Below are 12,213 nucleotides of genomic sequence, written 5' to 3'. Positions count from 1 at the left end.
TGTCGATCGAGACGCGGGGCGGCGGCTCAGCGCGCGGCCAGAACGGCACAAAGGGCGGCCAGGATCGCGGTGACGGTACCGGCCCCCCACCGCTCGACCGGGTGGTGGCCGCGGGCGTTGCCGAGCGTATTGAGGACGAAGACGGCGGTTAAGGCCCACAGCAGGACCGTCAGCGCCGATCCGGACACCGATCCGCGACCCACGAGCGAGGCGGACGCCAGGGCGACCCATATGACGCCGATAAGCGTCAGCGCGGCGACAGCACTAGCCCAGCGGTAGGCTATCGGCAGGGCCCCGTCGCTGAGGACCGCGCGTCCGCCGTACGCCGCCGCTCCCCAGGGTGCGCCGGCGGCGAGCCCGATCTGGAAGGCCGAGGCGAGCGCCAGGAGCGCAGTGGCGACCATTGCGACGGTCTCGATGTTCACGTCAGGATGCTGTCACACAGCGGGCGGCCGCCGTCGAACTGCCACCGGACCGGACCACCGCATTCCTGATGAGGCTGTCGCGCGAGAAGGCTCGGCCGGGCCGCAACGGGGCTCATCACACTACCGGCGAACGCACCGAAATCGGCGCTGACACAAGCTCACCCGGATGACCCACATCCCCGCCTCAGTCGTCGGAATTGCACCATCGACCCCGAAAACGGGGGCGTAGACGGTCAGGCCGGGAGGCTTGGGTCGGCTGGAGCGGGAATGGACCACAGCATCAGGACAGCTGCGACCGCCGACGTCCCGGCAAGGAGCAGGAACGCGTGCGCATGGCTTCCAAGCAGGTCCGCGAGACCAGCGCCCACGAAGGGTGCCGCCGCAGCGGCGAAAAGGGCCGGCGCGGTCAGGACGCCATTGAGCTTTCCGTACGAAGCCGAACTCCACCGGTCCGTGATCGCAGTGGCCTGAACGAGGGTGTAGATCCCGCGGGCCAGCCCGAGGAGCATCCCGACGGTAACGAGCCACCCGTCAGTGGCCGGCGCCAACGCCAGGGCGGCGGTCGCGACCGCGACGCAGGCACCGACTAGCACGGCGCGGACGACCAGCGTGGTGCTGCGGGCGAAGCGTGCGTAGCCCAGTCGACCGGCGACCTGACCGAGACCCCCAAGCCCTAGTGCCATGGCCGCGCGGTCGCGGCTCATCCCCTGCTCCACGAGCATCGGCACCAGGTTGATCACAACCGCGAAGACCGCGAGAGCTGTCAGGGTATTGGCGACCATCAGGCACCGGAACGCCCGGCTGCGGGTCACTGCGCCGGCAGTCTGCGCCGTCGACCCGTACGGCTCGCGACGCGTACCCGAGCTTTGTTCCCAGGGCTCGTTCAAGCCCCACCAGTGCAACGGTGCCGTGATGACGACCAGGCCGCCCAAAAGGAGCATGTACGCCAGTCGCCACCCGACCAGATCGTCCAGCACGGAGGCCAAGGGCGCGAAGACGGTGCTTGCCAGGCCAGCGACGAGGGTGAGCGTGGTCAGGGCGCCGATGCGACGACTGCCGCCCCAGCGAGTGAGGGCCGCGAACGCCGGAGGATACAGGGTGCCGGCCATGGCTGCGCCGACCAGGACCCACCCGGCGTAGAACCAGGGAAGCGTCGGGGCGAGAGCGACACCGAGCAGGCCGGGGACGGCGAGTAACGAGGCGAACGTCATGACAGCGCGGGGGCCGTGGGCGTCGATGTGCCGCCCGACCCAGAGGCCCGCCACGGCTGAGACAACCTGGGCGAGAGAGAACGCACCGGTAACCGCGACTCCGGACCAGCCGGTCTCAGCGATGACGGAGGACTGCAGGGCCGCGAAGGCGTAGTACAGGCAACCCCACGACACGATCTGCACCGTGCTGAGCACGACGACCACGCGCCGCAGCCCGGCGTCGTCGAGGGCGCCGGGCTGGGTGGCTGTCTGGGTCGAGGTCATGAGCCCGACCTAATCTCAGCTCCCGGTTATCAGGAGGGGCGCCCGAGGCTGATGAGTCGGGGGTCAGTGTCGGTCGGGGCTCCGCAACAGCCACCGGGCGCCGCCACGGCACTCGGGTCGTCGAAAGCTCCGGCGCCGTGGCACACACCGGTCTCGGGGAGCACGAGCTCGACGCGGTCGGCGGCGTCGAGGTCACCGTCGAGCGCGGCGACGACGGAGCGGGCTTGCTCGAAGCCGGTCATGGCGAGGAACGACGGCGCACGGCCGTAGGACTTCATACCGACGACGAAGAGCCCCTGCTCGGGCTGGGCCAGTTCGCGGTGCCCGTGCGGGGCGACGTCACCGCAGGAGTGGTGATCAGGGTGGATCTGCTCGGCCAGGGCCCGGACGGCCCCGAGCGCGGGATCAAGGTCGAGGCGGACCTCGGAGAGGAACGAGAAGTCTGGACGGAAGCCCGTGACTACGATGATCTCGTCGACGTCGGCCACCTGCTGCCCGTTGGTCGAGGTGACAGTGAGACGGTCGTCGTCCTGGACGCGGACCGACTCGGTGCGGAACCCGGTCAGATTCGTGACCAGTCCGCTCTCGACCGCGCTTCGGGCGTCCTGCCCGAGCTTGCCGCGCTGCTCGAGCTGGTCGTTATCGCCGCCGCCGAAGGCGTCCCCGACGCTGGAGCGCCGCAGTAGCCACGAGACCCGCGTCGCGGGGTCAGCAGTCGCCACTTTGCTGAGCCCGATGAGCACACCCTGCGCTGAAGCTCCCTTTCCGGCCACGATCACGTGCTTCCCGGCGTAACGCGCAGCGACGGACCGGTCTGAGAAGTCGGGGATGCCGTAGGTGACGCGGGCCGCGTTCTCGGCCTCGCCCAGCGCCGGGTATCCGTCGGCTCCGAGCGGGTTCGGTCGACGCCACGTGCCCGTGGCGTCGACAAGAGCGCTGGCCAGCATGCGCTCGGCTCTACCGGCAGTGCGCAGGTGGATAGCGAAGGGGTCGCGCTCGCGGCCCGCGTCGACGAGGAGATCGCGACCAGCGCGACTGACGCCGGTCACCTCGGCCCCGTAGCGGACCGAGCCTGCTGCGGTGGCATTCAGTGCGTCGGCCAACGGTTGGAGGTACGCCCTGCGCCACTCCCCGCCGGTCGGGAACTCCGCCTCGTCCGGCGCGACCCAGGTGCCGGTGCCCTCGAGGAGCCGTCGGCCAGCGGGGTCGATGAGTTCGGACCAGTCCGAGAAGAGCCGTACGTGCGACCATTCCCCGACTGCTGCACCGGCGTCCGCTCCTGCTTCGAGGACCACAAAGTCGAGCCCGCGCTCGGCGGCGTTGGCTGCTGCGGCCAAGCCGATGGGACCGGCTCCGATGACAACTACGGGGTGAGGCATGGGACCTGCTCCTGACACATCTTTTGTTCATCGACAATCGTCGATAAAACAACTGTATCGATCCGAACCGATGAAAGCAAGGTATCGTCGGCACATGACCACCGCACCAGTCGAGACCGTGTCCCAAGCTGCACCGAGTCTGACCAAGGCCGACGCGGAGAGCTACGCCGAATGGTTCAGCGTGCTCGCTGACCCCACTCGGGTACGCCTGCTTCATACCCTGTCCACGTCCCCGACCGGTGCGCTGCGCGTCGGCGACCTCGCCACCGCACTGGGCATCAGCCAGTCCACCTGCTCCCACCATGTCGAAGTGCTCAACAAGGTGGGTTTCGTCGTGGTCGACAAGGTTGGCACTGCCAGCATGGTCTCGGTCAACGCTGCCTGCTGCACGGGCCTGCCGCACGCAGCAGACGTGGTCATGGGCGCCCTATCCGCACAGCCGTGCTGCCCCACTGACCTGCCGAGTGACGTCACCACGCGCCTCGTCGAGGACAGAGACATGGAGACAGTGCTGGATATCTACTCATCGGGCATCGCGACCCGCAACGCCACGTTCGAGACTGTCGTGCCGACGTCCGACCACATGCGGTCCGGATGGCTTCCCGACCTCGCTTGGGTCGCCGAGATCGAGGGCCAGGTCGTCGGCTGGACCGCCGTGACGCCAATTTCTGCTCGCTCGTGTTATTCCGGCGTTGGCGAGACCTCGGTCTACGTCGCCGAAAGCGCTCGCGGGCAAGGCGTTGGCAAGACGCTGCTTCACACCCAGGTCAACGGGGCCGACGGCGCCGGAATGTGGACCCTGCAGACGTCCATATTCCCCGAGAATCGAGCCAGCCTGGCCCTGCACCACTCCGCCGGGTACCGCACGCTCGCGGTACGCAGCCGCATCGCCCAGCTCGATGGTCAGTGGCGCGACACCGTGCTGCTGGAGCGTCGCAACGACTTGAACTGACCCCCTGCCATCGGTCGATGTGCATGGGGGTTTGACGTCACGTCGACATGGCCGTCATGGACGCCCGCGGGCCCTAGAACCGTGTCTCGAGAGTCGACGCGTCAGGGGGTCTGAAGTGCTCGCGGTGTTCTCCCGGCGTGGTGTTGAGTCGTCGGCGGAAGGTTCGGTTCATGGTCTCGGGGGTCCCGAAACCGCAGGTGCGCGCGATCTGTTCGATGCTGCTCCCGGTGGTCTCGAGCAGCCGGCAGGCCGACTCGAGCCGCATGGTCTCGACGTGGTCCGCAGCGGTGATGCCGAGCTCGGCCTTGAACACTCGGCTGAAGTGCCGCTCGGACAGGTTGATCTGGCGAGCGAGGGCTGGCACAGAGAGGTCGTCCTCCAGGTGGTCACGGAGCCACGACAACAGATCCCGGACAGGTTGCGTGTCGGCGCCTTGTGCCGTGAGTAGTGCGGAGAACTGGGCCTGGCCGCCCGATCGTTGCAGGTAGACCACGAGGTGGCGCGCCACGCGAGCGGCCACCTGCTGGCCGTGGTCGTCCGCCACTAGCGCGAGGGCGAGGTCGATACCGGCCGTGACCCCGGCCGAGGTCCACACGTTGCCGTCTTGGACGTAGATCGAGTCCGGCTCGACGATCACGTCTGCGTAGATTTCTTGCAGCCGCCCACACTCGGCCCAGTGGGTGGTCACTCGTCGTCCATGCAGCAATCCCGCCGCAGCGAGGACGAAGGCACCCGAGCACACTGAGGTGACACGTCGGGCATCAGCCGCCAGTCGGCGAACGTGCTCCAAGAGTTCATCGTCCGCAGCGGCGGCCTTCATCTCAGCCCCTCCAGCGACCACGAGGGTGTCGATGGGTGCGTCGACCTCAGCGATGGATGTGGCGGTGAACTGAAGACCGCAGCTGGCCAGAACAGGCCCGCCTGTAGTGGTGACGACGTCGGTGCGGTACCCCGCGGACGGGAAGAAACGTGTGACGCTAGCGAACACCTCCAGAGGTCCCGTCACGTCTAGGATCTGCGCCTCGTCGAACGTCACGATGACAACACGCGGACGGCTCATCGGGTACTCACGCGTGCAGCGTAAACCGTTTGGCGGTGGCCGGAATCGTCAACAACGCGTCCTTGCCGCCCAACGCGGATGCCCACATGCTCAAAGCATGAAGGTTGCACCGGTTCTCTCCCCTAGTCCCACCGCCCACGACGTGGACGGACCGTCCAAGACCTTGCCGACGCGCCCGAGGAGAGCCCGATGCTAGTGGCCCCCTGTCGCGCGCGGTTGCATACGGCAGCGCCCCCTGCTCGATGATCGCGTGCGGGACCTTCTCCGACGTTTCAACGCGGTAATCGCGGTCGTTGGGCGGCGCGGGTGCCTCGACCCGCGGCTGTCACTCACGGGGAACGGCCGCGCCACCTCTTGTCACCTAGCGCGACATCAACGACCGAGCGGCCACCCCAAGCGCAGAACAGCCGGGCCCAGGCTGAGGCAACGCGTCATCGTGCTCTACCGAGAACCCCATTCGCATACCCGTGGCCGAATCGGCCCATCGAGAGGACCCAAAGCAATGACTACCAGCGCGCGACCTACGACGAGGACCTGGCCCCGTCGCGTACTCGGGGCGACCCTCATGCTCGCTCTCGGACTCGCAACCGTCGCAGGAGTCGTCTTCGCGGGGGCTACTGAGACGGGTCGAAGCATCAATCAGCCCGTCCCGAGTTCGGCGGCGGACACGGTCCCGACCTCGCTCCAACACGCCGAGCCCACCAGCGCGGCTGAATCCACCGCCGTGCGGCACGGTCGGCCGCTCGTGGTCGCGTTCGTTGTCGGGACCAGCGGTACCATCGCCAGCGACCTCCTCGCGCCCTACGACATCTTCGCGAGCTCGCCAGCGTTCACCACGTACGTCGTCAGCGACGTCGCCAGCGCGGCACCGCTCGAAGGTGGACCGGCCGTCGTCCCGACCTACACGTTCGCCGACGTCGACGCAGACCCCGCTCTGACCCCTGACCTCGTCGTCGTTCCCGCCCTTACTCACCCTACCGGTGCCACGGAAGCACCCCTGCGCGACTGGGTGACGCGCCAGCACGACGACGGGGCCAGGGTCCTCGGGGTGTGCACCGGCTCGCTCGTCCTGGCCGCCACCGGGATGCTGGACGGACTGGACGCCACCAGCCACTGGTCTCGCATCAGCGCCCTGGAAAGCGACCATCCCAACGTGCACTGGATGCGCGGCCAACGGTACGTCGAGGACGGATCCGTCACCACCACGGCCGCCGTGACCTCCGGCGTCCCGGCCGCCCTGCATCTCGTCGCAGAGCTCGCCGGGCCCGATGAGGCACAACGAGTAGCGAACCTCCACCCGGAGCTCCGCTGGACCCCGACTCAGACGACCACGATCCCCAAGGATCACTTCGCGGTCCACGACTGGCCGGTCGGGCTCAACTACGTGATGCCGTGGTTCCGCCCAACCGTCGGCATCGCCCTGGAAGAGGGCGTAGGTGAACTGGACGCAACGGCGGCGTTCGAGGTGTACAGCCAGTCGGCAGCAGCCCGCACCGTCGCCCTCGCAACGAGCGACACGGTCAGGACACGCCACGGACTCGTCCTGCTCACCACAAGCTTTACGCACGCAACCGGTCTGTCCCGTGTCGTCGTCCCCGGCGCCGACACAGCCGACGCCGTCGACCCAGGACTGCGGGCCTGGGCGGACGCGCAGCGACTCTCCCTCGAGCCCCTCACAGGACCGCCAGGTCCGGACGGGTCTGCCGGCGAGGGTGGGTTCAGCTCGGCCCTGCAGAACCTTGCCGCTCATACCGACGCCGCCACCACTTCCGCCACGGCCAAGATGATTGGATACCCGACCTCCAGCCTCGACCTCGGAAACCAACCCCGGTCCTTGCGGCCGATCCTGCTCGGCATCGTGAGCCTCGCGCTCGCGGTCCTCGTCGGCCTGGCACCCACCTTCCTGGCACGCCGCTGGCGCCGCCGCGGCCTCCTACCGGCCAACGCGTCCGCCGCAGCCTCCCTGACGGACACGGAGACTGTGAACGCCGCAGTTTGAACCCTTGCCCCATCGCATCGGGCGCGGGATCCACTTGTGCGCGACTGGACCGAAGCCATCGACGACGCGCTGCAGGCTTGCGCTGAATGGAAACGCCGCCCTGCGATTGGTCCTCAGCCGCTGCGGGCTCAGTTCACAGGCAGCGCTGCCCTCAACGCCGCATCGTCAGAAACCAGCCGTGCAACGCCGCCCGCGATGTCGACACTGCCTCCAACTACTCACAGCCCACAGAAGGAATCATCGTGGCCATCTCGAGTTCCAAGACGACTGCGACCGGACCCCCGACCCAGCACCAGATGGCGGTGATGATCTGGCTGGCCGTTTTCCCGACCCTCACCGTCCTCAACCTCACTCTCGGCAACCGGCTTCACACTCTGAGCCCCGTCGTCCGCACCTTCGTCCTCGTCACCATCGCCGTTCCAATCGTCAGCTACGCCGTTATGCCGCAGTTGCACCGGCTTCGCCGGCTCTTCCTGACCCACCTCGCGAGCTCACCATGAGTTCGGCTCGCTTCGGCTCTTCGCCTCGGCCTCTCGGCCTCGTCTGTTCCCAAGTGGCTCGCAGTCCTGCCCATCCTCGGCACGGTCTTCTCTGTCCTTGAGGCGCTCACCCGGTTTACCGATGCGCCGCTAGCGACACGCCTCTAGTCCCTGCCCGACTCGTTGCGGGTTCTCGCCGTTGGCCCCATGGTCCTGCGGTTTCAGGACACGTCACCTCGCAACTCCCGTGCTTCTAGCACCCGGAGCGCGCTGACTAGCAACGTCACCACACCGTCAGAAGCAGTTATGCAATTTCCCCGGCAAGAAGAAGGGCACTTCCCATGACCAGCGCAAAAACGTCCACCCGCCACCTGGGACTCCTCTTGTTCGACGACGTCGAGGAGCTCGACGCGGTCGGCCCGTGGGAGGTTCTTGCCTACTGGACCCTCCACCACCCTGAGGACGGCTGGGCTATCTCATGCGTCTCCCGCGACGGGACACCTGTCCTCGCCGCGAAGGGACTGACCCTTGCCGCGCACCACTCGATGAGCAGCGCCCCGCCGCTCGACGTCCTTATCCACCCGGGCGGGCAAGGAACACGACCGCTGATGCGGGACCCGGAACACCTCGCCTGGGTGCGCCGCCAGGCCACCACCGTCCCCCTGATGACGAGCGTCTGCACCGGTGCCCTCGTCTACGCCGCCGCCGGCCTGCTCGCTGCGAGGCCCGCGACCACCCACTGGGAGTCCCTCGACCTGCTCCACGAGCTCGACCCCACGATCCAGGTGCGCCCGGACGCGCGATTCGTCGATGACGGGAACGTCATCACCAGTGCCGGCGTCAGCGCCGGCATCGACATGGCCCTGCACCTGGTCGCCCGGCTGGCCGGGGACGACCGCGCCCGTGAGGTCCGCCGCGCAATTCAATACGACCCGCAGCCCCCGGTCTGAGGACCATCGAAGCATCATCAAGTCGACACCGACTCGGCGTTCCCGACCGTCATGGGTCCTGGCGACAGCTCTGCTCGACATCACCGGCACGGGAGGACGGTGCGCGGCCCGACAACCGGGTAAAGACCGCCACCCCGGTGCACGACGCCCCTCAAGCCTGTGACTGCCGAAGGAGCACGGCCAACCATTGGGCCGTAGGATTATGTGTGCGTGCGCACGGTCCTATGTATGGTGAGGGTATGGACCACTTCGACCCCGTCAGTGCGTGGGCTGCCCTGCTACGTACCCACGCCGCTGTCATACCGAAGGTCGAGCGCGCCCTGACGCCGACCGGCTTGCCGTTGACGTGGTACGACGTACTGCTCGTTGTCAACGCTGCCCCGGGCCGCCGCCTTCGGATGACTGAACTTGGCGAGCAGGCAGTCGTGAGTCGCGAACGAGTCAGCCGCGTCGTCACCGAACTCGAACGTGCAGGCCTAGTCGTCCGGCAGGCAAACCCGGACGACAAGAGATCCTCCTTCACTGTCATCACGCCGGAAGGCCGCAAGCGACTCCGTGCCGCCGCCCCCATCTACCTCGCAGCGATCGAGGCCCACTTCTTGTCGCGCTTGAGCGCCGAGGAGTGCCGGGTTCTCGCCGACGCACTCGGGCGTGTTGTAGTCGCCGAGGAAGCCGACCGAATCGTCTGAGCGAGTTGCCTCGTCGTCCCGAGCTCTGGCTGACCTGGCGTCACACAGTCGGAGCGGCGCGCGATTCCATGCAGCCAGCCCTCGGCACAACTCCTGGCTACCGTTTGCGCCAGGCTATCTGTGCGTGCGCACGCATCTTGACTTGGATATCCAGTCGTGACAGTATGTGCGTGCACCCGCATCTACTACGAAGGAGAATTGCCATGACCGAGCTCATCACGCGCACCGCCCTCGAGGCTCTCGTCGCCACCGGCGACGTGGTCCTCGTCGACGCACTCCCGGCGTCCTACTACGACCAGCTCCACCTGCCCGGAGCCCTCAACCTCGTGGAGTCCGACGTCGACACCGAGGCACCTCGCCTCCTACCCGACAAGAGCGCCACGATCGTCACCTACTGCTCCAACGAGGCCTGCGGCAACAGCCAGGCAGTCGCGAACCGTCTCGAACGCCTTGGCTACACCGCGGTGCGCAAGTACCGCGAAGGCATCGAGGACTGGGTAGCCGCCGGAAACCAGACCGAGTCGACCCAGGCCGCCTGACCACAATCACCGACTGCACCACGTGAGGAGCACCATCATGTCCGACACCACCACCCACGAGGTCTCCCCGACTCGTACCCTCGACGGGGACGTCCTACCCGCACCCGGCGCCTGGGAGATTGACCCAGGACACACTGACGTGGCCTTCATCGGCCGCCATTTCCTGGTCACCAAGGTTCGCGGCAGGTTCACCGACGTCACCGGCACCGTCGTCATCGCCCCGAACCTCAACGACTCCAAGGTCGAGGTGTCCATCAACATGGCCAGCGTCGAGTCCGGCAGCGAAGCACGCGACACACACATCAAGTCCGATGAGCTGTTTGACGTCGAGCAGTTCCCTACCGCCACCTTCACCAGCACCAAAGTGGAATGGCGCGGCGCCAGCGGCGTCGTTCACGGCGACCTCACCATCCATGGAGTGACTCACAACGTCCCCCTCGCAGTCACCTTCGAGGGACACGTCCGCGATCCGTGGGGCGGTGATCGAGGCATCTTCTCCGCCGAGACCAAGGTCAACCGCGAAGACTTCGGCATCACCTGGAACGTCGCCCTCGAAGCCGGAGGCCTCCTCGTCTCCAAAGACATCCAGATCGAGATCAACCTTGAAACGGTCCTCAACCGCGCGTGACGCCGCAGCGGGTGGCGGAGTGCAATCACTCCGTCGCCCGCCCGAGCAACCCGGCTGCTGCTTTGTGCCCGCTTCCAAAGCACCCGCCAGCGGCCGCACACCGAATGGACAGCGAGCGGACAGTGCTCGCAGACAGTCTCATCGCATCAAACCTCACCCATGGGAGCTCGGCATGACCATCACCACCACACCGGGCACCCTGCCCGACCCGACAGGCAGCACCGCTGACCTAGAGACCGAGACTTGCACGCTCGACATCAGCTCGTCATTGCCGAAGTGGCAAGGCCCTCACCACTCCGGTACCTAGCCTGGCCTGCATGAGCGACCCCCTCACCCGCAACGTCACTACTGACGAGGGCGGGGCACATGCCAGCTCGAACTGATCGTTTGAGCGTAAGTCCACAGCCCAAGCACGTTCACAGCCCGAGGAGCACCATGCCCTACATTTCCCCCACCCAGGTCCCGATGGAAACCAACTCGACTGTTCGCGACATCACGGTCGGGTCACTGACCTTTCGCGTCAGCGAGACCGGAGCCCCAGGGAATCGTCCTGTCCTCTTGTTGCACGGATTTCCCCAGACTTCCTGGTCGTGGCGCAACGTCATACCCGCACTAGTTGACGCTGGCTATCGTGTGCTGGCCTTGGACCAGCGCGGATACTCCCCCGGAGCCAGCCCGGACGCGGTCGAGGACTACGCCGGCGAACATCTCGTCGGCGACGTGATCGGCGTTCTCGACGTGCTCGGTATCGAGTCGGTCGACCTGGTCGGTCACGACTGGGGGGCCGCGGTGGCCTGGCAGGTGGCCAGCCTGTTTCCCGACCGGGTCACTACCCTCACCGCGATCTCGGTACCTCACCCCGGAGCGTTCATGGAAGCACTCACATCGGACACCGACCAGCAGGGCCGTTCGGGTTACATGATCGACTTCGCCACGCCAGGCTACGAGAGAACGCTGCTTGCTGACGATGCCATCAAGTTCCGTGCGCTGTTCGGGGTTGGCACGGGCGTAGACATCGACCACATCCTGAGCCAGGTCGGCACCCCCGACCGGCTTCGGCGCGCCCTCCACTGGTACGCCGCCCAGTCTGTCGAACGGGCGTTGGCTACCCCGCACACACCCGTCCCAACCCTCCACATCTGGTCCGACGACGACTGGGCGCTCGGGGAGTACGGAGCCCACGCCACCCACCGGTACGTCACCGGGCCCTACCAGCTGGTCACGCTGCCCGGCATCAGTCACTGGATCCCCGAGCACGCACCGCAGCAGACGGCCGAGGGGACTGCCCAGGGATCGGTTGACACCTGACCTGTGAGGATCGCTCCTCGCTGGAAGGATGTCTGTCATGCCGAAGCCGTACCCCAAGGAGTTCCGCGACGATGTCGTGGCCGTTGCCCGCAAGGGCGAAGCTCCGTTGAACCAGATCGCGAAGGACTTCGGGATCTCCGAGGGCTGCCTTCACGGCTGGATGAAGAAAGCCGACATCGAGGACGGTGCCCGGCCAGGCCCGACCGCGGCCGAGTCAGCCGAGCTGCGTGAGGCCAAGAAGCGGATCCGTCTGCTCGAGCAGGAGGCCGAGGTGATGCGACGTGCGGTCGCCTACCTCTCGCGTGACGTCAACCCAAAATGATGTACCCG

Annotated in this window: 12 protein-coding genes and 1 pseudogene; 9 read left to right on the top strand and 4 right to left on the bottom strand. The window is 67.0% G+C overall.

Translation table 11 applies throughout. The annotated features are described in order from the left end of the window. Positions 1–26: 26 nt before the first annotated feature. The 3 genes from BM204_RS14455 to BM204_RS14445 all read right to left on the bottom strand — a co-directional run bounded on the left by BM204_RS14455 (position 27) and on the right by BM204_RS14445 (position 3,279). On the bottom strand, positions 27–425 hold the full coding sequence (locus BM204_RS14455) for a hypothetical protein (protein WP_091114696.1): 399 nt from the start codon (positions 423–425) through the stop codon (positions 27–29). 233 nt (positions 426–658) lie between these two features. Further along, positions 659–1,900 carry an MFS transporter gene (locus BM204_RS14450; protein ID WP_091114693.1) on the bottom strand — a complete coding sequence of 414 codons (1,242 nt, stop codon included), beginning with the start codon at positions 1,898–1,900 and terminating at the stop codon, positions 659–661. Positions 1,901–1,929: 29 nt separating this feature from the next. Continuing rightward, positions 1,930–3,279, bottom strand: a complete 1,350-nt coding sequence (locus tag BM204_RS14445) for an FAD-dependent oxidoreductase (protein WP_091114692.1) — start codon at positions 3,277–3,279, stop codon at positions 1,930–1,932. A gap of 94 nt (positions 3,280–3,373) precedes the next feature. On the opposite strand from BM204_RS14445, the gene BM204_RS14440 reads away from it, so the two are divergent. Beyond that, positions 3,374–4,231 (top strand): helix-turn-helix domain-containing GNAT family N-acetyltransferase, encoded by an 858-nt coding sequence (locus tag BM204_RS14440; RefSeq protein ID WP_091114689.1) that lies wholly within the window; start codon positions 3,374–3,376, stop codon positions 4,229–4,231. 73 nt (positions 4,232–4,304) lie between these two features. Here the strand turns inward: BM204_RS14440 and BM204_RS14435 are convergent, their stop codons facing one another. Then, a complete protein-coding gene (locus BM204_RS14435; protein WP_218031228.1) occupies positions 4,305–5,267 on the bottom strand; it encodes a GlxA family transcriptional regulator in 963 nt (320 codons plus the stop codon). 769 nt (positions 5,268–6,036) lie between these two features. Between BM204_RS14435 and BM204_RS14430 the strand changes: the two genes are divergently transcribed. The 8 genes and pseudogenes from BM204_RS14430 to BM204_RS14395 all read left to right on the top strand — a co-directional run. Beyond that, the gene (locus BM204_RS14430; RefSeq protein ID WP_170259166.1) at positions 6,037–7,290 is read left to right on the top strand and encodes a DJ-1/PfpI family protein; all 1,254 of its coding nucleotides are present in this window, start codon (positions 6,037–6,039) and stop codon (positions 7,288–7,290) included. 242 nt (positions 7,291–7,532) lie between these two features. Further along, positions 7,533–7,790, top strand: a complete 258-nt coding sequence (locus BM204_RS14425; protein ID WP_246166246.1) for a putative antibiotic biosynthesis monooxygenase — start codon at positions 7,533–7,535, stop codon at positions 7,788–7,790. Between the two features lie 320 nt (positions 7,791–8,110). Next, positions 8,111–8,719: a DJ-1/PfpI family protein gene (locus tag BM204_RS14420; RefSeq protein WP_091114683.1), complete on the top strand. Its 609-nt coding sequence runs from the start codon at positions 8,111–8,113 to the stop codon at positions 8,717–8,719. 239 nt (positions 8,720–8,958) lie between these two features. Then, positions 8,959–9,408 carry a MarR family winged helix-turn-helix transcriptional regulator gene (locus BM204_RS14415; RefSeq protein WP_091114681.1) on the top strand — a complete coding sequence of 150 codons (450 nt, stop codon included), beginning with the start codon at positions 8,959–8,961 and terminating at the stop codon, positions 9,406–9,408. Between the two features lie 203 nt (positions 9,409–9,611). Beyond that, entirely contained in the window at positions 9,612–9,947 is a 336-nt protein-coding gene (locus BM204_RS14410) for a rhodanese-like domain-containing protein (RefSeq protein WP_091114680.1), read from the top strand. 37 nt (positions 9,948–9,984) lie between these two features. After that, a complete protein-coding gene (locus BM204_RS14405; RefSeq protein ID WP_091114676.1) occupies positions 9,985–10,575 on the top strand; it encodes a YceI family protein in 591 nt (196 codons plus the stop codon). Between the two features lie 435 nt (positions 10,576–11,010). Then, entirely contained in the window at positions 11,011–11,883 is an 873-nt protein-coding gene (locus tag BM204_RS14400; RefSeq protein ID WP_218153745.1) for an alpha/beta fold hydrolase, read from the top strand. Between the two features lie 37 nt (positions 11,884–11,920). Beyond that, positions 11,921–12,202 (top strand): annotated as a pseudogene (locus tag BM204_RS14395) (transposase); the annotation flags it as partial. Positions 12,203–12,213 lie beyond the last annotated feature (11 nt).

Source organism: Nocardioides psychrotolerans, assembly GCF_900113685.1.
Taxonomy (GTDB): domain Bacteria; phylum Actinomycetota; class Actinomycetes; order Propionibacteriales; family Nocardioidaceae; genus Nocardioides; species Nocardioides psychrotolerans.
This window is presented reverse-complemented; position numbering and strand designations above follow the sequence as displayed.